The sequence below is a fragment of the Pseudomonas sp. Lb2C2 genome, assembly GCF_052112205.1.
Taxonomy (GTDB): domain Bacteria; phylum Pseudomonadota; class Gammaproteobacteria; order Pseudomonadales; family Pseudomonadaceae; genus Aquipseudomonas; species Aquipseudomonas kilonensis.
The window spans coordinates 676,624-696,642 of the sequence record NZ_JAUTYW010000004.1; the positions used below are offsets into that span (position 1 = coordinate 676,624).

General features: G+C 61.7%; 20 protein-coding genes and 2 pseudogenes. 7 read left to right on the plus strand and 15 right to left on the minus strand.

What is annotated here, in order from left to right; translation table 11 throughout:
- Positions 1 to 13: 13 nt before the first annotated feature.
- Complete coding sequence (locus tag Q7F16_RS15040; RefSeq protein ID WP_046064153.1) at positions 14 to 670, minus strand: polysaccharide lyase family 7 protein; 657 nt, start codon at positions 668 to 670, stop codon at positions 14 to 16.
- 246 nt (positions 671 to 916) lie between these two features.
- Here Q7F16_RS15040 and Q7F16_RS15045 point away from each other — a divergent pair, with 246 nt between their 5' ends.
- A complete protein-coding gene (locus Q7F16_RS15045) occupies positions 917 to 1,252 on the plus strand; it encodes a hypothetical protein (RefSeq protein WP_024618534.1) in 336 nt (111 codons plus the stop codon).
- A 165-nt stretch (positions 1,253 to 1,417) separates the two neighbouring features.
- Here the strand turns inward: Q7F16_RS15045 and Q7F16_RS15050 are convergent, their stop codons facing one another.
- From Q7F16_RS15050 to Q7F16_RS15065, 4 genes and pseudogenes are all read right to left on the minus strand, one after another.
- Positions 1,418 to 3,181 (minus strand): L-lactate permease, encoded by a 1,764-nt coding sequence (locus Q7F16_RS15050; protein ID WP_079301344.1) that lies wholly within the window; start codon positions 3,179 to 3,181, stop codon positions 1,418 to 1,420.
- Between the two features lie 166 nt (positions 3,182 to 3,347).
- Positions 3,348 to 3,488, minus strand: a pseudogene (locus Q7F16_RS15055) (DUF6124 family protein); the annotation flags it as partial.
- 132 nt (positions 3,489 to 3,620) lie between these two features.
- Positions 3,621 to 4,001, minus strand: coding sequence for a RidA family protein (locus tag Q7F16_RS15060; protein ID WP_046064156.1), 381 nt, complete (start codon positions 3,999 to 4,001; stop codon positions 3,621 to 3,623).
- A 385-nt stretch (positions 4,002 to 4,386) separates the two neighbouring features.
- Complete coding sequence (locus Q7F16_RS15065) at positions 4,387 to 5,340, minus strand: LysR family transcriptional regulator (RefSeq protein WP_046064157.1); 954 nt, start codon at positions 5,338 to 5,340, stop codon at positions 4,387 to 4,389.
- A gap of 100 nt (positions 5,341 to 5,440) precedes the next feature.
- Here Q7F16_RS15065 and Q7F16_RS15070 point away from each other — a divergent pair, with 100 nt between their 5' ends.
- Positions 5,441 to 6,313 (plus strand): aldo/keto reductase family oxidoreductase, encoded by an 873-nt coding sequence (locus Q7F16_RS15070; RefSeq protein WP_409557168.1) that lies wholly within the window; start codon positions 5,441 to 5,443, stop codon positions 6,311 to 6,313.
- 211 nt (positions 6,314 to 6,524) lie between these two features.
- Here Q7F16_RS15070 and kefC read toward each other — a convergent pair whose 3' ends face one another.
- From kefC to Q7F16_RS15090, 4 genes are all read right to left on the minus strand, one after another.
- On the minus strand, positions 6,525 to 8,351 hold the full coding sequence (gene kefC, locus Q7F16_RS15075) for a glutathione-regulated potassium-efflux system protein KefC (protein ID WP_409557167.1): 1,827 nt from the start codon (positions 8,349 to 8,351) through the stop codon (positions 6,525 to 6,527).
- A gap of 1 nt (position 8,352) precedes the next feature.
- The gene (gene kefF / locus Q7F16_RS15080; RefSeq protein WP_409557166.1) at positions 8,353 to 8,874 is read right to left on the minus strand and encodes a glutathione-regulated potassium-efflux system oxidoreductase KefF; all 522 of its coding nucleotides are present in this window, start codon (positions 8,872 to 8,874) and stop codon (positions 8,353 to 8,355) included.
- 179 nt (positions 8,875 to 9,053) lie between these two features.
- Complete coding sequence (locus Q7F16_RS15085; protein ID WP_409557165.1) at positions 9,054 to 10,400, minus strand: sensor histidine kinase; 1,347 nt, start codon at positions 10,398 to 10,400, stop codon at positions 9,054 to 9,056.
- A complete protein-coding gene (locus tag Q7F16_RS15090; protein WP_046064237.1) occupies positions 10,397 to 11,107 on the minus strand; it encodes a response regulator in 711 nt (236 codons plus the stop codon). Before Q7F16_RS15090 ends, Q7F16_RS15085 begins: the two co-directional genes overlap by 4 nt.
- Positions 11,108 to 11,453: 346 nt before the next feature.
- Between Q7F16_RS15090 and Q7F16_RS15095 the strand changes: the two genes are divergently transcribed.
- Both Q7F16_RS15095 and Q7F16_RS15100 read left to right on the plus strand, forming a co-directional pair.
- Complete coding sequence (locus tag Q7F16_RS15095) at positions 11,454 to 12,242, plus strand: MlaA family lipoprotein (protein ID WP_409557164.1); 789 nt, start codon at positions 11,454 to 11,456, stop codon at positions 12,240 to 12,242.
- Complete coding sequence (locus Q7F16_RS15100) at positions 12,235 to 12,471, plus strand: hypothetical protein (RefSeq protein ID WP_409557163.1); 237 nt, start codon at positions 12,235 to 12,237, stop codon at positions 12,469 to 12,471. Before Q7F16_RS15095 ends, Q7F16_RS15100 begins: the two co-directional genes overlap by 8 nt.
- A gap of 6 nt (positions 12,472 to 12,477) precedes the next feature.
- On the opposite strand, the gene Q7F16_RS15105 is transcribed toward Q7F16_RS15100, so the two are convergent.
- The gene (locus Q7F16_RS15105; RefSeq protein ID WP_409557162.1) at positions 12,478 to 13,431 is read right to left on the minus strand and encodes an endonuclease/exonuclease/phosphatase family protein; all 954 of its coding nucleotides are present in this window, start codon (positions 13,429 to 13,431) and stop codon (positions 12,478 to 12,480) included.
- Between the two features lie 163 nt (positions 13,432 to 13,594).
- Here Q7F16_RS15105 and Q7F16_RS15110 point away from each other — a divergent pair, with 163 nt between their 5' ends.
- Entirely contained in the window at positions 13,595 to 14,074 is a 480-nt protein-coding gene (locus Q7F16_RS15110) for a VOC family protein (RefSeq protein ID WP_046064165.1), read from the plus strand.
- A 221-nt stretch (positions 14,075 to 14,295) separates the two neighbouring features.
- Here Q7F16_RS15110 and Q7F16_RS15115 read toward each other — a convergent pair whose 3' ends face one another.
- Complete coding sequence (locus tag Q7F16_RS15115; RefSeq protein ID WP_014337736.1) at positions 14,296 to 14,697, minus strand: RidA family protein; 402 nt, start codon at positions 14,695 to 14,697, stop codon at positions 14,296 to 14,298.
- 132 nt (positions 14,698 to 14,829) lie between these two features.
- On the opposite strand from Q7F16_RS15115, the gene Q7F16_RS15120 reads away from it, so the two are divergent.
- Positions 14,830 to 15,756: a LysR family transcriptional regulator gene (locus Q7F16_RS15120; RefSeq protein ID WP_409557161.1), complete on the plus strand. Its 927-nt coding sequence runs from the start codon at positions 14,830 to 14,832 to the stop codon at positions 15,754 to 15,756.
- Positions 15,757 to 15,790: 34 nt separating this feature from the next.
- Positions 15,791 to 16,183, plus strand: coding sequence for a GFA family protein (locus tag Q7F16_RS15125; protein WP_046064168.1), 393 nt, complete (start codon positions 15,791 to 15,793; stop codon positions 16,181 to 16,183).
- 5 nt (positions 16,184 to 16,188) lie between these two features.
- Here Q7F16_RS15125 and Q7F16_RS15130 read toward each other — a convergent pair whose 3' ends face one another.
- From Q7F16_RS15130 to Q7F16_RS15145, 4 genes and pseudogenes are all read right to left on the minus strand, one after another.
- Positions 16,189 to 17,637 carry an aldehyde dehydrogenase family protein gene (locus Q7F16_RS15130; protein WP_409557160.1) on the minus strand — a complete coding sequence of 483 codons (1,449 nt, stop codon included), beginning with the start codon at positions 17,635 to 17,637 and terminating at the stop codon, positions 16,189 to 16,191.
- Between the two features lie 204 nt (positions 17,638 to 17,841).
- Positions 17,842 to 18,237, minus strand: a pseudogene (locus tag Q7F16_RS15135) (NAD(P)/FAD-dependent oxidoreductase); the annotation flags it as partial.
- A gap of 221 nt (positions 18,238 to 18,458) precedes the next feature.
- Positions 18,459 to 18,863 carry a RidA family protein gene (locus tag Q7F16_RS15140; RefSeq protein ID WP_409557159.1) on the minus strand — a complete coding sequence of 135 codons (405 nt, stop codon included), beginning with the start codon at positions 18,861 to 18,863 and terminating at the stop codon, positions 18,459 to 18,461.
- Positions 18,853 to 19,989, minus strand: a complete 1,137-nt coding sequence (locus Q7F16_RS15145) for a DSD1 family PLP-dependent enzyme (protein WP_409557158.1) — start codon at positions 19,987 to 19,989, stop codon at positions 18,853 to 18,855. The genes Q7F16_RS15140 and Q7F16_RS15145 overlap by 11 nt, the downstream gene beginning before the upstream one ends.
- Positions 19,990 to 20,019 lie beyond the last annotated feature (30 nt).

Genomic DNA, 20,019 nt, shown 5'->3' on the forward strand with positions numbered 1-20,019 from the left:
CCCTGGGCGTCAGTCATTTGTGACTGACGCTCAGCTTGGTGTAGGTCACTTTCCCGCCTTCATTGGAATAGCCTTTGTTGTCCAAGGTGTAGACGCCGGCCTTGAAATAGAAGTTGTAGCCCTGCCAGGACTTGTCCAGCTTCACCTGTTTGCCGCTCTTGCCGATCAGTACCGAGAGCTGGCCTTGCTTGTCCATTTGCAGCGTGTACGAGAAGGATTTGTTCAATGGCACCTTGGTCACGGTATAGATCACCGGGCTCTTCTTGTCCTTGGGTTTGATCCGGTATTCCACGTCGATATTGCCGATGCCCTTTTCGTAGCGGTACACCAGTTTCAACAAGGGCGTCGGCGCATCCTTGGCGTGAATCTGCGCCACCACCACACGGCCTTCGGAAGGCACCTGGTTCACCGACAACTCGCCCTTGAGGGTGTTGGTGCCGCTGTTGTAGCGCCAGTTGCGGTGTTTCCCGTCCCTGCTGGTTTCCCGCAGTTCGGAACGCGGGTATTTGCTGTTACCGGTATGGGAGCCGGTGACGGGCGCCCAGAAGATGATCCTCTGGCCGTTATTGTCGAAATACTTGTTCTTCAAGGTCGGCATGGCTTTGGTCGCCACGACCTGCGCCGGCGTTTGCACCGGCAGGGTTACGCTCCAGACAGTCACGTCAATCATGATAAAACCCTCCAACGGGACCGGCCGTTACCTATCGGCCGTCAAGGCAAGAACTGCCTTCCGTGGCGCAGTTTTCATGTTATCGACGAGGGCCTGCTTCGCTGGAGACGCAACTGACGGATGGCTCTGCGATGAGCCTTCCAGGCGCTGAATTGGGCGGATTATCGTGTGTCAATTTGTTGCTGATCGGTTAGAGTACGCGCCGCCCGAGAGACGGATCCCGGGCGTTTTCTCATGGAGTATTCAATGAACCACATCAGCAAAGTTGTCGCCTGCGCACTGTTCGGCCTGGCCCTGGCGGGTTGCACCGGTACCGCGATGAAAACCCAGCAATACGACAGCAGCCAATACACCGTTGTCGGCCACAGCGAAGCCAAGGCCACCGGCCTGCTGCTGTTCGGCGTGATCCCGATCCGCCAGAACAACCGTTTCGTGCGTGCCCAGACCGCAGCGATCAAGGCCAAGGGCGGCGACGCCATGATCAACACCCAAGTCCAGGAAAACTGGTTCTGGGCCTGGGTCCTGACCGGCTACACCACCTCGGTGTCCGGTGATGTGGTCAAGCTGAAAAACGTTCAGTAACACCCTGCTTTAAAGTAGGTGAGCGCCGGTTGTAAAGGCGCTTACCTGTGGCGAGGGAGCTTGCTCCCGCTGGGGCGCGCAGCGGCCCCGTTTTTTTCGGTCGCTGCGCAACCGAGCGGGAGCAAGCTCCCTCGCCACAAAAGCACATCCTCACGTCCCTATCTATCAATGTCCGCCGACGACCATATGCGTGAACGGCGCCACATACGCCTGCAACGTCACCAGCCCGCCCACCAGAATCGCCAGCACCACCGAGTGGAAAAACACGTAGCGCAGGATCTCGCCTTCGTGACCGTACCAACGGGTCGCGGTGGAGGCGACCACGATCGATTGGGCGTCGACCATCTTGCCCATGACCCCGCCGGAACTGTTGGCCGCCGCCATCAGCACAGGGCTGAGCCCCAGCTGCTCCGCTGTCACCCGTTGCAAGCCGCCGAACAGCACGTTGGAGGCAGTGTCCGAGCCGGTCAGTGCCACGCCGAGCCAGCCCAGCAGGGTGCCGAACATGGGGTAGAAAATGCCCGTGGCGGCGAAGGCCAGGCCCATGGTTGCGTCCAGGCCTGAGTAGCGCGTGAGAAACCCCAGGGCCAACATCGCCACGATGGTGATCAGCGAGTAGCGCACCACCCAGAGCGTTCGCAGGTAGTGATGCAGCAGTTGCGGGATGGAATAGCCCATCAGCAAGCCACCGAGAATCGCCGCCAGGAAGATGCCGCTGCCGGTGGCGGTGAACCAGTTGAACTTGTAGACCGCTTCTTCGGTTTTAGGCTGGGGCACCACGGGCGGGACCTTCTCGATCTGCTGATGGATGGTGCCGAAGGTCACCAGGGGCGAGAAGATCGGGTTGGCCTCGCGCATCGGTTTGCCCTGGGGATCGAGCTTGGCCGATTGGGTCTGCGGGTCGATGGCCGGGCGGGTGTCGAAAATGTTCTTGAAGCCTTGGGTGCCCCAGGCGAACACGAATACCGTGAGGATGATCCATGGCATCCAGGCCCGTAGCACGGCGGGGCGGTTGTCGCTGGCGAAAGCGCCGCTTGCGACCGGTTGCTGTTGCTCGCTCGCTTCGATTTTCGAGTCATCGTGCCGGCCCGACAGCGCCGCCGAAGTGTGCACCGTGGCCGGCTTCCAGACTTTGAGGAACCCGGCGAGGCAAGCCATGGAAATCAGCGCGGCAATCACGTCCACCAGCATTGGCCCATGGTAGTTCGACACCAGGAACTGCGGGATGGCGAAACTGACACCGGCCACCAGGATCGCCGGCCAGACTTCCAGCATCTTGCGCCACCCGGCGAAGGCCCAGATCAACCAGAACGGCACCAGCACCGAAAAAAACGGCAACTGCCGCCCGACCATCATCGACAGCTCCATCTCATCCAGCCCGGTGACTTTGGCCAGGGTGATGATGGGCGTGCCCAGGGCACCGAACGCCACGGGCGCGGTGTTGGCGATCAGCGCCAGGCCCGAGGCGGCCAGGGGCGAGAAGCCCAGCCCGATCAGAATCGCGCCGGTCACCGCCACTGGCGTGCCGAAGCCCGCCGCGCCTTCGAAGAACGCACCGAAGCAAAAGGCGATCAGCAGCAATTGCAGGCGTCGGTCATCGGTGATGCGTGCGAGGGAGTCCTGCAGGACCTTGAATGAGCCGTTCTCGGTGGTCAGCCGGTGCAGGAAAATGATGTTGAGGACAATCCAGCCAATGGGCAGCAACCCGTTGGCGGCGCCATAAAGCGCCGCAGACCCGGCCATGCTGGCGGGCATGCCGAAGGCGAAAATCGCAATGAGCAACGCCGAGGCCAGGGCATACAACGCCGCCAGATGCGCCTTGACATGAAAGAACGCGAGGGACGCCAGCATCACCACCACCGGAACCGCCGCTAGGAGCGTCGACAGCACCGTATTACCGAAGGGATCGTAGACTTGTTGCCAGACCATGTTCCACCTCTGCTTTTTATTGTTGGAAGTGCAGGCCCCAGTGGGGATTGGCAGAGAAGTATAGGCGGGGATTGGGGGAGGGGATTGAGACCTTATGGCCCTGGTTATTAGTGTGGGAGCGAGCTTGCTCCCACATTGTGACTGTGTTCCTGCTCAGGGGAATGCGCTATGTCGACTGGCGTGCTTCGACGTTATCCAGCGCGCGGTTCGCCAGCAATGCGCCCAGCTCGATCAGTTGCTGGATGTCCAGGATAATGTGGCACCTGGAGCCTTCCAGGTCGAAGGCCAGGTCACTGACCATGGCATTGATGCAACTCCAGATAAGAAATTGGAGCCACCTCTCATGGAACAAATTGCAACCATGTGATTTTTAAGGTTGAAAATACATATCGATCGTTCCCACGCTCCTGCGTGGGAAAGATCAAGGCAGTGGGCTCGTTCAGCCCTTCGCCGCCATCGCCGTCACTTCCACCTTCATCCCTTCAACCGCCAGCGCCGCCACGCCCACGGCGGCGCGAACCGGCCAAGGTTTGGCGAAGAAGCGTTTGTAGACCTCGTTGAAAGCGGCGCGATCCGCCATGTCGGTCAGGTAGATGGTCAGGTGCAGGACCCGGTCCATGGAACTGCCAGCGCCTTCCAGGGCGGTCTTGAGGGCTTGCAGTGTGCATTCGCTCTGCAGGTTGATGTCGCCCAGTTCCAGGCTGCCATCGGCGCGGGTGGGGATCTGCGTGGAAACCAGCAGGCCGCCGAAACCGGCGACGTCGGAGGAAATGGAGTCCTCATCCGGATCTGGAATAAACGTGATATCTGGGTTGCTCATGCAAAGCCTCATGCTGGAAAAGAAAAAGGACCGCCGCAGTTTACCGTCCATTGCTGCGTCGTTCCTGCATTCCTATAGGTCCTGGGGATCAGGTGTACCTTGATCGGCCCGCAGTCGAGCCAACGTGGCCTGTAGCGCCCATGATCACGTACATGGTTTTATCTCCCTGAATCAAAGCCCACCCTGGATCGGACGTTGGGTTGTCATCGTCGGTTCAAGGTGCGGTTGCGCGCCGTTCAGGCGTGCGGCCAGCCGTTGTGCCTGGGAGGGCGAGGCGGGGGCTGGCGACTCATACCAACCCTCCACAATGGATTTTTGGCGGGTCAGGATTTTTGGGTACACAGCCGACCCCTGTGGGAGCGAGCTTGCTCGCGATAGCGGTGGATCAGCTTGCATCAATGCAGAATGTGCCGCCACCTTCGCGAGCAGGCTCGCTCCCACGCTGTTGTGCATTGATGAAATCCACAAAAGCCCTCAGCGGCGAGGGCAGGTAGCGGCGGCCGGGGTAGTAGAGGAATGGCCCGGTAAAGCGTTGCCACCAGGGTTCGAGTACCGGCTCGAGGGCGCCGCTGTCGAGGTAGGGCCGCAACCAGTCCTCGAACAGATGGACAATGCCCAGCCCATCCACCGCAGCCTGTACTGCCAGGTCCATCGCGCCGCCGATGCGCACGATCAACGGGCCGCTCGGGTCGACGCTCATCGTTTCGCCGTCACGTTCATATTCCCACAGGGGCAGGGCGCCGCTGGGAAACTTGCCCGTCAGGCAGGCATGCCCAAGCAGGTCCCGTGGATGTTCGGGCCGGCCCCTGGCGTCGAGGTAGGCCGGTGAAGCGGCCGTTGCAAAGCGCTGGAACCGTGGGCCGATAGGGATGGCGATCATGTCCTGCTCCAGGCGCTCGTCGTAGCGAATGCCGGCGTCACAGCCGGCCGCGAGCATGTCGACGAAGCTTTCTTCGGTGACCACTTCCAGGCGGATGTCGGGGTAGCTTTTCAGAAACGGCGTGATGATCGCCGGCAACACCAGCCGGGCGGCGCTGACCGGCACGTTCAGCCTGAGGGTGCCCGAAGGACGGTCGCGAAAGTCGTTGACCACGTCCATCGCCGCCTCGACCTCGCCCAGGGCCGGGACGATGCGTTCCATCAACCGGGCACCGGCCTCGGTCGGGACCACGCTGCGGGTGGTGCGGTTGAGCAGGCGTACACCGAGCCGGCTTTCCATCCGGCGTACGGCATCGCTGAGGCTCGACGCGGACTTGCCGCTCAGCCGCGCGCCTTCACGAAAGCCCTTCGCATTGACCACGGCCACAAAGGCCAGCAAGTCTTGAATATCCGTCGCCATTGTTCTCTCCGCCGTACAACCCGTGCTGATTGCACCTGATTATCAAGGGAATGGTCAACGCCTATAGTCGGCCCACTCACATTGATCCGAGGGCGACGAGATGAACATTGCAGGCAAGGCAGGCAGCTTCTTACTGGGCGATCACACGGTCAATCGCATGGGCTACGGCGCGATGCAGTTGGCGGGGCCCCAGGTCTTCGGGCCGCCGAAAGATCCGGCGACCGCCATCGCCGTGCTGCGCGAAGCAGTGGCGAGCGGGGTCAACCACATCGACACCGCCGATTTCTACGGGCCCCATGTCACCAACCAGCTGATCCGCGAAGCGCTGCACCCTTACGCCCAGGACCTGGTCATCGTCACCAAGGTCGGCGCGGTTCGTGGCGCCGACGCGTCCTGGAACCCGGCCCACAGCCCAGCCGAGTTGACCCGTGCGGTCCACGACAATCTGCGCAATCTGGGCGTGGAGGTCCTGGACGTGGTCAACTTGCGGGTGTGGGGCGACCTGCATTCGCCCACCGAAGACTCCATCGAAGAGTCGTTCACGACACTGGCCGAGCTGCAGCGCCAGGGCCTTATCCGTCACCTGGGCCTGAGCAACGTCACGGCCGCGCAGGTCAAGCAGGCCCAGGGCATTGCCCAGGTGATCTGTGTGCAGAACCACTACAACCTGACCCATCGCGACGACGAACAACTCATCGCTGACCTGGGCCAGCAGGGTATTGCCTATGTGCCGTTCTTCCCCCTGGGCGGCTTCACACCGCTGCAATCGGAAACCCTTTCCAGCGTGGCGGCGCGCCTGGAGGCATCGCCGTTGTGCGTGGCCCTGGCGTGGTTGCTGCAACGAGTGCCGAATATCCTGCTGATTCCCGGTACATCGTCCCTGGCGCACCTGCGGGAAAATCTCACGGCGAGTGAACTGACGATCCCTGCGCCGATGCTGGCCGAGTTGGACGGGTTGGTTGGGGCAGACTAAAAGGCAGCGATCTAGCTGCAATGCTATTCGCATGTAGGAGCTGTCGAGCGAAGCGAGGCTGCGATCTTTCCCCAGTCACTTGAGTCCCAAGCGAAAGGTCAAAAGATCGTCCGAACGCGGCCCGAGCCTTCGGCAGCTCCTACAGAACCCAGCGAGAGTAAACTCCCTCGCCACCAAGGATCGCCGTACCTCCGATGAACAGTATCAGCATCTAGGCATCGCTTTTATCCGTTTCGTTGCGATGATGTTCCTGCCAGTTGTCGACGGGGCGGGCACGGTCTTCGTTGAACATGTCCGTGAGCAGCGCATTGGCGCGCCGGTAGGCATCGTGGCGGAACTTGAGGTCATCTTCCGGCTGGGCGACGATTTCCTCCAGCATCTTGAGGTTCAGCCGTCGGAACTGGTCTGCCCGCTCGCGCGCTTCGTAAGCCCCCACGCCCATGTGCTCCAGCGCACTGCGACCCAATGACAGCGCACTCTCGAAGGTTTCCCGCTCAGCCGCCTCCACGCCCATCTGTCGAAGGATGATGAGGTGTCCCATGTCCCGCGCCCGCACGATCAACTGCAACGCGGGGAAGTGCTCCTGGGCCAGTCGGGTCAACGTCAGGTTGTCTTCCCGATCGTCGATCGCATTGATCAGCACCACCGCTTGGGCCGCGCCGGCTGCGTGCAGCAGATCGAGGCGCGTGGCATCGCCATAAAAGACTTTCACGCCGAATTTGCGCAGCGTCTCGATGTTGTCAGGGTCGTGATCCAATACCACCACCTCGACGCCGCAAGACATCAATAGACGTCCGGCGATCTGCCCGAAACGGCCGAACCCGGCGATGATCACCCGTGGATTCTGCTGGTCGACCAGGTCGGATTCGCGTTTGTTTTTCTTGGCGACGGACTCGAACCGATCCAGCAACACGATCAGCAAGGGCGTCAGGCACATGGACAAGGCCACCGCCAGGGTCAGGCTCTTGCCCCATTGATCGGTCAAGATGCCGGCCACGGTCGCCGCGCCAAACACCACGAAGGCGAACTCGCTGCCCTGGCCCAGCAACACCGCCTGCCAGGAGCGCTGGCCGGCGGGGACGTTGAGGAACCGGCCCGCCAACTTGATCACCAGCAGCTTGATCAGGATGAAACCCAGGGTCAGGGTGATGACTTTCAGCGGTGCGTTGATCAGGGTGCCGAAATCGATCGACATGCCGACACCGATGAAGAACAGACCCAACAGCAGGCCTTTGAACGGTTCAATGTCGCTTTCCAGGGCATGGCGGTATTCAGAGCTGGCGAGCAGCACCCCGGCGAGGAACGCGCCCATGGCCATAGACAACCCGGCTTCTTCCAACAGAAAGCCGAAGCCGAACACCAGAAAAAGTGCGACGGCACTGAAAATCTCGCGCAAGCCTGAGCGTGCCGCGAAGCGCAGCAGCGGTCGCGTCACGTAGTGTCCCAACAGCACGACGATGGCGATGGCGGCGACGATTTTGCCAATCGATAGCAACAGCGCCGTGCCCGAAGGCGTGTCGCCGTGGGCCGACAACAACGGAATCATCGCCACCAGCGGAATGGCCGCGATGTCCTGGAACAGCAGCACGGCAAAGCTGCTGCGGCCGACGGCGGTGGCGGTCAGGTTGCGTTCGCTCATGGCCTGCATGGCGATGGCCGTGGAGGACAGGCTCAGGGTCAGGCCGACCAGCAGCGCTGCCGTCCAGTTCAGGCCAAGGGCCGTGCAGAACAAGCCAATGGCAGCACCACAGGCGAGCATCTGCAGGGCGCCACCACCAAACACCATCTTGCGCAGGGCCCAGAGCCGTTTGGGGTCGAGCTCAAGGCCGATGATGAACAGCATCAGCACCACGCCGATTTCAGCAAATTCCAGAATGGCCTTCACATCGGTAATCAGCTTCAGCCCCCACGGGCCGATGATGCACCCGGCCAGCAGGTAACCCAATACCGGACCCAGGCCAAACCGAACGGCAATCGGTACGATCAGCGTCGCCGAGGCCAGATAGATCAGCATTTCAATCAGGCTGTGCGTCTCCATTTCAATCTTCCTTCCAGGCGGCCAGGCGAGCGCCATAGTGTTCGATTTGTGCGTGTTGGGCCTCAGAGTCGGCGGCATAGGCGCCATGCACGACCACCGGTTCCAGCCAGCGCATGCCGCAGTAAATGGCCGTGGCGTGGAGAGGTTGGGCCAGCGCCGAAAAAACGGGGTAGTCGCCGATTGCAAAATGCGCGTGATCGCCACCGGTGCTGACGGCCCACAGCAGACCCTTGTCCTTGAGGACCGTGGCGCCTTTGCCATAGGCCCAGCCGTGGGTGAACACCTTATCGATCCACAGTTTCAGCAGGGGCGGTGTGCTGTACCAGTACATCGGGTGCTGGAGGACGACAAGTTCTGCTTGCTCCACCGCTCGCTGTTCCGCCTCGACGTCGATATCGAAGTTGGGGTAAAGCTCATAGAGCGAACGTACGACTACGTCCGGGTTGTTCGACACTCGCTGGAGCATCTGCTGGTTGACCCGCGATTTGTCGGGGTAGGGGTGCGCATAAATGATAAGAATCATCGGTGAATTCCTTGGTTTGGCTCCGTCGATTCCTGTCTGTCGTGAGCGCGAGCGGTGGCTTGGAGCCGGGCGATACAAACAAGAGCGCCTTCCGGGGGGGCAGGGTCCAGGTCGCAAAGGCCGGACATCCTACCGAGGAAGGCGCTGATTGTTTAGATCTGATCGATACATCGGGCACTTCAGTCAAACGGCAGCGAGACCCTGGCCTCCAACCCGCCACCCCGTCGATTCCTCAGGGTCAGCGTGCCGCCATGCTCCAGCACCGTCGCCCGGGCCGCCGACAGGCCCAGCCCGACGCCGCCGGTGTGCTTGTTGCGCGAGCCTTCGATGCGAAAGAACGGCGTGAAGACCTGCTCAAGGTGTTGGGCGGCGATGCCGGGTCCGCGATCCAGAATGCAAATGTCCACACGATTGGCGTCGGCCTCGAGTCGAACAGTCGGTGCGCCGCCATATTTGATTGCGTTGTCGATCAGGTTGACCAAGGCGCGTTTGATGCCGATGGGGCGGCCGACATAAACCAAGCGCTGGGCACCTTCAAATGCGACCTCGGTGCCGGCGTCCTTGAGGTCATCGACGATGGTGTGCAGCAACTCGGCCAGGTCGAACGCGGTGGCATGTTCCAGCCGGGCATCGTCGCGGAAGAATTCCAGGGCTGAATTGACCATCGCCTGCATCTCGTCCACGTCCCTGAACAAGCGCGATTGCTGCTCGGCATCCTCGATGAACTCCCCGCGCAGGCGCATGCGGGTCAACGGCGCGCGCAAGTCATGGGAGATGGCGGCGAGCATCTGCGTGCGGTCCTGTAGAAAGTGCTTGAGCTGGGCCTGCATGGCATTGAAGGCGAGGATCGCCTGGCGGATTTCATGGGGGCCGATGACCGGAATCGGTGGCGCCTGGTGGTCGACGCCAAAGCGCCGGGCACCTTCGGCAAAACGTTCCAGCGGGGCGGCCAGATGTCGAGTGGCGATCAGCGCGACGATCAATGTCGAGAGCAGGATCAGCGCGATGATGATCCCGTTGCGCGCCCATTCCCCCAGCCCCCAACTGCGCGAGGGCACGGAGAAGATCACCCATGAATGGTCGGCCAATTCGATGATCACCGCGTAGCGTGCGTCGGGTTGATTGGCCGGCCAGTCGCCCGGTTCGTAGGCTTCGATCCTGGCGTCCGGCCGGCCCAGCTGCTGGCGCAGCAACGCCGAGCCCTCACTGAACTCCGGGTCGTCGATCACTGGCAACCGCGCCTCTTCATGCCGCTGCAACCATTGCGCGTTGAACACCTGGTCGCTGGCGGCTTGGGCAATCGCGGGTCGCTGTCCGGGGGCAACGGAGTCGATGATGCGGGTGATGGCGGCGGCTTTTTCCATCAGGCCGGTTTCCATCAGGGGAGGGCGCGCCCAGGCACCGGCCAGCAGGCTGAACAGCTCATTGAGGGCCAGCAAGGTCAGCATGGCGATCATGGTGGTCAGGGCGATCCAGCGCGCCACGGTGTCCCGTGGTTGATGATTGCCCGAGCGCGAGGGCTTCATCGCTTCACCACGTGGGGGCTGAACAGGTAGCCGCTGTTGCGCACGGTACGGATCATCGACGTACCCGTGATGTCGGTCTCCAACTTGCGCCGCAGGCGGCTGACCTGGACATCGATGCTGCGGTCAAATGCCTCGAAGGTTTCACCGCGCGCCAGGTCCAGTAACTGCTGGCGGGTCAGCACCCGGCGCGGGTGTTCGGCAAACACCAGCAGCAATTCGAACTCTCCGGCCGACAGCGGGATCATGACTTTGTCCGGTGAGCGCAGTTCGCGCCGGGTGACGTCCAGCTGCCATTTTTCGAACTCCAGGACCGGTCGGGAGGAGTCGTTCAGCGTGTCCCTGGCTTCACCGGTGCGCCGCAGCACGGCACGCACCCGGGCCAACAGCTCCCGGGCGTCGAACGGCTTGGTCAGGTAATCGTCCGCCCCCAGCTCCAGGCCGACGACGCGGTCGCTCAATTCGCCCATGGCGGTGAGCATGATGATGCCGACCGTGTGCTCGGCCCGCAGCCGTTGGCAGAGCACCAGGCCGTTGTCGCCCGGCAGCATGACGTCGAGGATGATGAGGTCCGGCACCCGGCGCGCCACCGCCTGCCACAGCGCGTTGCCGTCGGCGGCCACATCCACGCTGTAGCCATGTTGTTCGAGGAACTTGCGCAAGAGGGCGAGGACTTCGAGGTCATCGTCCACCAGTAGTAAATGGCTCACGGTGGGCACGCAGGGTAATGAATACAGGGGGAATACTAGGGTCAATCCAGGGCCTGCGTCATATATTTCAATCCGGCAATAAAGTTGCCGGCGGGCAATATTCTGGAAATCTGCGGGCAAAAAAACGGCGGCAGGATGGCCCTCGATGTCAGTCAGTTAAAAACGAGTCAGCCCTGCACAAAACCTGTGGCGAGGGAGCTTGCTCCCGCTGGGTCGCGAAGCGGCCCCAAAAAAGCGGTGAGCGCTTCGCACTCAAGCGGGAGCAAGCTCCCTCGCCACAGGGGGGCGGTGTTTGGCTTTTTGACCGGCCTAGGCAGCATCCCATTCCTCGCCGAGATCACCCTGTATGCCGATCACCCAGCCCGCTCCGTTGTTTGTTCGTTCCACCGTTGTGGTTGTATTGACGGCACTCGCCAGCGGTTGCTCCAGCACACCGGCAGCAACGCCGGGGTCGTGTGAAAGCGCGACCTATACCGTTCATGATCCTGCAGAACCGGTCAACCGCGGCATCTTCGCCTTCAACCGAACCGTGGATGACTACGCGCTGGCCCCCGTTGCCCGTGGTTACCTCAAGCTGCCGGAGATGTTCCAGGCCGGCGTCCACAACTTCGTGGCGAACTTCGGCGAGCCCAAGGTGTTCATCAACGACCTGCTGCAAGGCAACGCCCAACGCTCGGTCAACACCCTGGGCCGTTTCGTCATCAACACCACCGCGGGCGTCGTCGGGTTGATCGACGTCTCGGGCAAGCTGGGCATCGAGCGTCACAAGGCTGATTTTGGCCAGACCTTCGGCGTCTGGAACCTCGCCCCCGGGCCCATCGTGGAACTGCCGCTGCTGGGCAGCGCCAACCTGCGGGACGCGACGGGCAAAGTGCTGAGTTTTGCCGTCGACCCGTTCGGTGACAACAGCAGCACCGTCGACACCCTGGGCACGATCAACACCGTCGGCGGCGTTGTCGATGGCCGTGCCGAGGCATTGCCACTGACCGACGAGTTGCAGACCGAACCGGATTACTACGCGGCGCTTCGCGATGCCACGGCGCAGCGGCGTGCCGATTTTGTCGCGCAAGGGAAGTTGGGGGCAGTGGTGGAGGACAACCCGCAGTGCCAGGATGGAGCCGCTGCCGATGAATAACCAGGCGCTGGTCTTGCAACGGCGAATAAGACAGCTCGGCCAGGATGCGTTGCATTGCCGTGAAGTCGAGCTGCGGTTGACCGAGGACGGCCGTCATGTGCTGCTCAGTCGCTACGTCGAGTTGTACTGCCACGAGAAGACCAGCGAGTGTACGGCGCGGCATTACCGGGTGCCGCTGGCGAGCATGATTCGCTGGATGGTCAATCATGCAGAGGAGGCGAATGTCTAGTCGCGTTCAATACTGCAGGTCGTAGAGCACCGGGTAATGATCGCTGCGCAACACCTGTCCGCGAAAAATACGCAGCACTTCATCGTGCCCCTGCACCTTGAGCCCTTCGGCATTGCGAATCAGCTGGCGATCATGCAGCAAGGACTTCTTGATCTGCACCGCGGCTTCGCAGTATCCACGCGCCACGACGCCTTCATGGACGTAGGCGTAGTCCAACTGTGAGGGGATGGCGAAACTACCGTAGCCCAGGTCACTGCCCAGCAGGCTCGAGACGTATTGGTCGATAGGTGTATAGAAGCGACTCACCTCGTCCAGCTTCTTGTATTCCTTTCTGGCCTGGGTTTCTGTGGAGCGGATGGTGACGTGCGTGAAGCCGCTGCCTTCGGGGAACACCGCGCTCATCCTGGTTGTGCCACGGTAAGCGGAGATTGTCTTGGGGGCCGAGCTATAGGGAGTGTTGAGGTCGCCGCCGAAAAATACCAGGCGTTGAAAGTCGCCTTCATGGATAGATCCGAGTTCCTGCATGTCACCCAGTATCTGCGGCCAGGCGTTTCTTGAGGCATTGGCATGGCAGAAGGCGAATGTGTTGCCGTTATCGTCGGTCAGTAACAAGGTGGCGCGCCTGGCTTCCGGGCCCAGCGGCAAGATGTAGCGTTCCTTGAACTCGTTGGCCCTGTCCGTGCGCACAAACACCATGGAACCCAGCGTGGTGCTTTTGCGCAGTCCACCGTCCTGGTCGAGGGATGACTTGAGGATGTATTGCTGGCTCAGGTCATTGACCAGGCGATCATTGGGATTGCCGGTGCTGCCCACTTCAAACAGGGCGACGATGTCGGGGTTGTCCTGTTGCAGGACCTGTTTGAGCGTGGCCAGTTTTTCCTGGTAGGCATCGCTCATCTTGCCGCCGGCCTGGTTGTTCAGGTGCTGGGTGTTCCAGATCAGGATTTTGCACTTGGCCACGGCGTCCGCTCCATGAATGCTGCGCCGCAGCAGTATAGATCAAGGTAGTGCGGTGGCGAGCAAGGCCCTGGAAAAACGCTTCGGCTCGACCGGTTGGCAGGTTTTTTCCAGTTTCCGGGCAGGCTGCTAGACTTTATCGTCCAGTCCCTTTCGGAGAACCGGAATGAACAATAAAAACAGGATTTGTCTCTGGTACGACGGCTCCGCCCAGGAAGCGGCAGAATTCTACGCAAAAACCTTTCCCGACAGTGCGGTGAACGCCATCCATCATGCCCCGGGTGATTATCCTTCCGGCAAGCAGGGCGACGTGATCACTGTGGAGTTCACGGTGATCGGCATCCCTTGCGTCGGCCTCAACGGCGGGCCGGTGTTCAAGCACAACGAGGCCTTTTCATTTCAGATAGCAACCGATGACCAGGCCGAAACGGACCGCTTGTGGAACGCGATCATCGACAACGACGGCCAGGCGAGCGCCTGCGGCTGGTGCAAGGACAAGTGGGGCTTGTCATGGCAGATCAGCCCTCGTGTGTTGCTTGAAGCGATCGCCAGTCCCGACAAAGCCGCCGCCAAGCGTGCCTTCGAGGCCATGATGACGATGACCAAGATCGACATTGCCGCGATTGAAGCCGCGGTGAAAGGCTAGTCGGCGAAACACCACCATCCTAAGTCCCCTGTGGGAGCGAGCCTGCTCGCGATGACGGCGGCACAGCCAACGTTGATGCAAACTGACCCACCGCTATCGCGAGCAAGCTCGCTCCCACATTGGGCGGTGGTGACTTCGATTTCTCTACCTGCATAGCCCCCCCTGTGGGAGCGAGCTTGCTCGCGATGACGGCGGCACAGTCAACATTGATGCAAGCTGACCTATAGGGTGGTTTCAGGCAACCTGGCAATCACCTTGATCTCGAACTGAAATCCATACAGCCACGTCACGCCCACCGCCGTCAGTGTCGGATGCGGCGCGCTGCCCCAGAACTCGGGCACGACGCTCCAGACCCGCTCGAAAATCGATTCGGGATCGACCATGAAGACTGTGACGTCCACCACATCGTCAAAGCTGCAATCGGCCGCGGCGAGTATCGCCTTCAGGTTGTTGAATGCCAGCCGAACCTGAGCCTCCAGGTCGGGCTCTGGCGAACCGTTTTCGGTGCTACCAACCTGTCCCGAAACGAACAGAAAACCATTGGAACGAATCGCCGGCGAATAGCGATTGCGCTCATAAAGTGCCTGGCGTCCAGGCGGGAAAACCACATCGCGCTGTGTCATCAATACCTCCATCAAAGAGTGGGTTCCAAACGATGAACTCACTCTAGGGGCTTGTGTCCAGGCGATAAACGAGCAACCTTGGCGATCACTGTTTGTAGAATCCAAACAATCGGATCGATACCCGAGGCACAAATGGATCGTTTTGATGCGATGCAAGCGTTCGTTCGAGTCGTGGAGGCGGGCAGCTTCACCAAGGCGGCTGAAACCCTGCACATGAGCAAGACCACCGTGACCCAACTGGTGCAGCAGCTCGAAGCACGGTTGCGGGTCAAACTGCTCAACCGCACCACGCGCAAGGTCAACGTCACCGCCGATGGCGCGGCTTATTACGAGCGGGTGATCCGGCTGCTGGCCGACATGGACGATGCCGAGACCAGCGTGTCCGGCGCCCAGGCGTTACCTCGCGGGCGCCTGCGGGTGGACGTGCCGAGTCCGCTGGCGGCAATGATCCTGATACCGGCCTTGCCGGCGTTCTACGCGCGATACCCGGACATCCAGATCGACATGGGCGTCAGTGATCGCATCGTCGACATGCTCGATGAAAACGTCGATTGCGTGGTGCGCGGCGGTGAGTTGAGGGATCAGTCGCTGGTCGCCCGACGCGTCGGCGACCTCGCCCTCGGCGTCTTCGCCGCCCCGAGTTACCTGGCACGGTTTGGCCTGCCCGCGCATCCACGAGAACTGGAAGATTCGCACCATCGCACCGTGGGCTTCCTGTGGGCACGCACCGGCAAATCCTTGCCCTACGCCATGCGCCGTAATGGCGAGCTGCTTCACGTCAAAGGACGCTACGCGCTGGCCATCGACGACGGCAACGCCTACCTCGCGGCCGGTTTGGCGGGGCTGGGTGTGCTCTGGCTGCCCAGGTACATGTCCAGGCCTCATGAAGAGCAGGGCGGGTTGGTGCCGCTGTTCGAAGACTGGCACCTGGAGCCGATGCCGCTGTATGTGGCCTATCCCCCTAACCGGCACATCAGCGCCAAGTTGCGGGTGTTCATCGATTGGGTCGTGGAACTGATGGCGCAACATGCACCTATCATTGATCGACATGTATCGTGAAACCCGACTGCCCAATGTGTAGAGGAGACCCACCATGGATCGATTCACCGGCGGTTGCCTGTGCGGCAACGTGCGTATCGAGGCCTCGGGGCGCCCGTATCGCGTCGGCCTTTGCCACTGCCTCGACTGCCGCAAGCATCACGGGGCGTTGTTCTACGCGGCCGCCGTGTTCCCCCAGGATGCCGTGACGATCGAGGGCGAAACACGGGATTATGCCGGGCGCTTTTTCTGCCCTCGCTGTGGCTCGTCGGTGTTCGCCCGTACCGGCGACGAAATCGAAGTGAACCTGGGCACGCTGGACGCCCCCGATCAACTGATGCCCACCTACGAAAGCTGGACCGTGCGCCGTGAGGCCTGGCTGCCGGCGTTTCCGCTCACCCGACACTACGAACATGATCGCGAGGGGACGGGGCGGGCTGAGGAGTAGGGCGGTCATTCGAAGCCGACAATCGCCTTGATCTCCAGATACTCCTCGAACCCGTGAACCCCATACTCACGGCCATTGCCCGAACGCTTGTAGCCACCGAACGGTGCCATCGGGTTCCACGCCGGGTAGTTCAACAGCACTTGCCCTGCGCGGATACGTGACGCAACGGCGCGCGCAAGCTCAAGGTCCTGGCCCTGGACATGCGCGCCGAGCCCATAGACGGTGTCGTTGGCAATGGCGACGGCTTCATCCACCGTGTCATAGGCAATGATGCACAGCACCGGGCCGAAGATTTCTTCCTGGGCGATGCGCATGGCGCTGTCGACCTGCGAGAAAACCGTGGGGCGGGTGTAGAAGCCTTGTTCGAGACCCTCCGGGCGTCCTGGGCCACCGCAGACAAGCTTGGCACCTTCATTCATGCCCACTTCGATCATGGCTTGCACGCGATTGAACTGGGCCTCGTTGGCGATGGGACCGAGCACGGTCGCTTCCGATTGTGGATCGCCCACGCTGATCGCGTTGGCGGTGGCGGCAGCCAATGCCTCGACTTCCGCCAGCCGATTCCTTGGCACGATCATTCGGGTGGGCGCGCTGCACGATTGGCCGACGTTGCGAAATGCCGACATCACGCCCGGCGGCACGGCCTTGGCGAAGTCGGCGTCGGGCAACAGCACGTTCGGGGACTTGCCGCCCAACTCTTGGGTAACGCGCTTGACCGTAGGGGCGGCGGCCTGGGCCACCAGTGCGCCCGCGCGGTTCGAGCCGGTGATGGAGATCAGGTCGATGTCGGGATGCGCCGCCATGGCCGCACCGACCTCGGCACCGCTGCCATTCACCAGGTTGAAGACGCCGGCAGGCAGGCCTGCGTCATGCACCAATTGCGCGAAGAGAAGGGCGCTCAGGGGCGACAGTTCGCTGGGTTTCAACACCACCGTGCAACCGGCGGCAATCGCCGGGGCGACTTTGGCGGTGATTTGGTACAGCGGCCAGTTCCACGGCGTAATGAGGCCGCAGACGCCGATGGGTTCGCGTTGAATGGCCGTGCCATGCTCAATCTTCTGGAAGGTATAAGTGGACAGCACATCGCGGGCCACCCGAACGTGTTCGGCGGCCAGCGGCACTTGCATGGCCCGCGCGAAGCCGATCGCCGCGCCCATTTCCAGCGAGAGCGCCTGGGCCAGTTCTTCTTTGCGTTCAAGGATCAGCCCATGGATCTTTCCCAGGATTGCCACGCGTGCTTCCACCGGGGTCGCCGACCAGTCGGGAAATGCTGCGCGAGCTGCGGCTACGGCGCGGTCAACGTCTTCGCCGGACCCTCGGGCGACCTCGGCAATGACTTGCTCGGTAGCGGGATTGACCACGGGCAGCGTGGCCGGGTATGCCGGAGACTGCCAGTCACCATTGATATAAAACTGCTGGGACGTGGGCGGGGTGTTCAAAAAGGGGGTGGTCATCCAACGGGCTCCCATAGAGCGGTGATAGCACTGCCGGCGACAGATCCTGAGGCCGTTTTCTTCTCGATAAACTAACAAAGCGGCCCGGATGGGATATGCCGTTCTCAAGCCTGGCAAAGAAGAATCTGCTGTATCTGCCGGGTTAACTTCGCGAAAAAAGTGGCAGCATCCGTCCAGGGCAAAAAGGGCGCCCAGTCGCTTGCGTCAAATGAGTCTGCCAGTGCCGGGCGTGCTCATCTGAGGCGTTGTCAGGGCGGTCGGTTCGGTAAACCTGCGAATATCAAAAGGGCTGATCAGGGTGCGGGTGCTGCCGGTGCTGATCAGCTCGGCCATGACGTCGCCGACGCCCGGGCCGAGCTGGAAGCCATGCCCGCAGAAACCAAAGGCATAGAACAACCCCTTGACCTTGCCGCTGGGGCCCATGATCGGCAGCGAGTCTGGCGTATAGCTTTCGATGCCGCTCCACACCCGGATAATGTTGAGGTTCGCCACCCCGGGCAGCAGGCGGCTCAGCTGCTGCATCTGGTTGAGCAGGCTCTCGGGCTTGAAGTAGGCGCGACGGTTGATCATGTCCGGTTTGCAGCGGTTGCCGCCGCCGACGCCGACCCCATGATGCCGCCACCGATAATCAGGACGTCGCTTTTTTGTGCCTTCATGATGTTCCCTCGAAAATCCTCGACAGCGGTTCAATAGCAATACAAGACCTGGCCCAGCCCCCCAGTGGCGAGGGAGCTTGCTCCCGCTGGGGCGCGCAGCGGCCCCAAAAAAGCGGTGAGCGCTTCGCACTCAAGCGGGAGCAAGCTCCCTCGCCACAGGTTTATCTATGCCGTCGGGAAGGGGCGCGCACGTGCCAGCGCTTCGATTTCGATCAGGTACCCATGGTGCAAGGCCGGGACGGGCACCAGCGCGCGCGCAGGCCGGTGTTCGCCGAGATAACGGGCGTAGATCCGGTCGAACGCCGGCCAGTGTTCGATGCCGGCGACATAGACCGTCACTTTCAGCAGGTCGCTGGGGCTGCGGCCTGCCGCGCCGAGGATCGCCATCAGGTTGTCCAGGGCGATGGCGGCTTGCACTTCGAACGGTTGGTCGACGCTGTGGCTGCCATCGGCGCGTACCGGCAGTTGTCCGGACACGTACAAGACGCCCTGGTGCAAGACCGCTTGGGCGTAATGTCCGCCCGCAGCGGCCGCCTGGGTTGTGTGAATCAACTCGATTTCACCAGCCATGCAGACGACTCCAGGTGTGCATCACGCCCGACGCATCGCAGGCGTGGTAATCAGGGAATTGCGCCCCGGTGGCGCAGGCGTGGTTGGGCAGGATGCGCAGGCGACAGCCGATGGGAAACCGCTCGGTGATATCGATGTCCCCGGGGCTGGAAAGGGTGACGATGCCGTGCTCCTGGTTGGTGCTGGTGAGCAGTGCGCCCTCGATCCAGTCGCCGGCTTCGTTGCACACCTGCCCGTAACCGAAGTCCCGTTGCTGGCGCTGCGTACCCCGATCACGACTCATGGCCATCCAGCCGGCATCGGTGATGATCCAGCCCTTGTCCGGCTGATGGCCGATCACGGTGGTCAGTACGCTCAAGGCCAGCTCATCCGCCTGGCAAACACCGATGTTGTGCATCACCAGGTCGAAGAACACATAGACGCCGGCGCGCACTTCAGTGGCGCCTTCCAGGCTTTGCGCCGAAAGTGCCGTGGGGGTGGAGCCGATGCTGACCTCGGGGCAGGTCAGCCCGGCTGCGCGGATGCGTTGGGCGGCGCTGACGCAGAGGTGGCGTTCTTGCTCGGCCAAGGCTTGCAGCGCTTGGGGCGTGTCGAGCTCGTAGCTGGACCCAGCGTGGGTCATGACGCCGCACAACTGCATGCCGCCTTCGCTGAGCAGTCGCGCGATGTCGACAAGTGCAGCGTCTTCAACGCGCACGCCGGAACGATGGCCATCGCAATCGATCTCGATCCAGACCTCGAAACGTTCGTCGTGCTGTTTGCCGAAATCGACGATGGCCTGCGTCGCCGCCAGGCTGTCGGTCAAGATGCTCAAGCGGCAGCCCTTGCGCCGCAGCGTCAGGGCCTGGGCCAGTTTGCCGGGTGCCATGGACACGGCATAAAAGATGTCGTGGATGCCGGCGGCGAAGCAATGCTCGGCTTCCTTAAGGGTCGACACGGTGATGGCGCTGGCGCCTGCTGCAAGCTGCGCCCGAACCACCGGCAGGCATTTGCTGGTCTTGATGTGCGGGCGCAAACGCACCCCCAAGGCGTCCATGCGGTGTTGCATGCGTTGGATATTGCGCTGCATCCGCGGTACATCGATGAGCGCGACCGGGGTATCGAGGGAAGCAATTGAGACTGGCATGAACGAGGCTCGCAGGTGAAAGACAGGCTC

Coding starts and splice junctions, on each gene's coding strand:
- Q7F16_RS15050 (WP_079301344.1), bottom strand. CDS start 3,181: ATGGTCTGGCAACAAGTCTACGATCCCTTCGGTAATACGGTGCTGTCG.
- Q7F16_RS15040 (WP_046064153.1), bottom strand. CDS start 670: ATGATTGACGTGACTGTCTGGAGCGTAACCCTGCCGGTGCAAACGCCG.
- Q7F16_RS15130 (WP_409557160.1), bottom strand. CDS start 17,637: ATGACCACCCCCTTTTTGAACACCCCGCCCACGTCCCAGCAGTTTTAT.
- kefC (WP_409557167.1), bottom strand. CDS start 8,351: ATGGAGACGCACAGCCTGATTGAAATGCTGATCTATCTGGCCTCGGCG.
- Q7F16_RS15145 (WP_409557158.1), bottom strand. CDS start 19,989: ATGCCAGTCTCAATTGCTTCCCTCGATACCCCGGTCGCGCTCATCGAT.
- Q7F16_RS15065 (WP_046064157.1), bottom strand. CDS start 5,340: ATGGCGACGGATATTCAAGACTTGCTGGCCTTTGTGGCCGTGGTCAAT.
- Q7F16_RS15095 (WP_409557164.1), top strand. CDS start 11,454: ATGCCGATCACCCAGCCCGCTCCGTTGTTTGTTCGTTCCACCGTTGTG.
- Q7F16_RS15115 (WP_014337736.1), bottom strand. CDS start 14,697: ATGACACAGCGCGATGTGGTTTTCCCGCCTGGACGCCAGGCACTTTAT.
- Q7F16_RS15125 (WP_046064168.1), top strand. CDS start 15,791: ATGGATCGATTCACCGGCGGTTGCCTGTGCGGCAACGTGCGTATCGAG.
- Q7F16_RS15100 (WP_409557163.1), top strand. CDS start 12,235: ATGAATAACCAGGCGCTGGTCTTGCAACGGCGAATAAGACAGCTCGGC.
- Q7F16_RS15045 (WP_024618534.1), top strand. CDS start 917: ATGAACCACATCAGCAAAGTTGTCGCCTGCGCACTGTTCGGCCTGGCC.
- Q7F16_RS15060 (WP_046064156.1), bottom strand. CDS start 4,001: ATGAGCAACCCAGATATCACGTTTATTCCAGATCCGGATGAGGACTCC.
- Q7F16_RS15085 (WP_409557165.1), bottom strand. CDS start 10,400: ATGAAGCCCTCGCGCTCGGGCAATCATCAACCACGGGACACCGTGGCG.
- Q7F16_RS15110 (WP_046064165.1), top strand. CDS start 13,595: ATGAACAATAAAAACAGGATTTGTCTCTGGTACGACGGCTCCGCCCAG.
- Q7F16_RS15070 (WP_409557168.1), top strand. CDS start 5,441: ATGAACATTGCAGGCAAGGCAGGCAGCTTCTTACTGGGCGATCACACG.
- Q7F16_RS15120 (WP_409557161.1), top strand. CDS start 14,830: ATGGATCGTTTTGATGCGATGCAAGCGTTCGTTCGAGTCGTGGAGGCG.
- kefF (WP_409557166.1), bottom strand. CDS start 8,874: ATGATTCTTATCATTTATGCGCACCCCTACCCCGACAAATCGCGGGTC.
- Q7F16_RS15140 (WP_409557159.1), bottom strand. CDS start 18,863: ATGGCTGGTGAAATCGAGTTGATTCACACAACCCAGGCGGCCGCTGCG.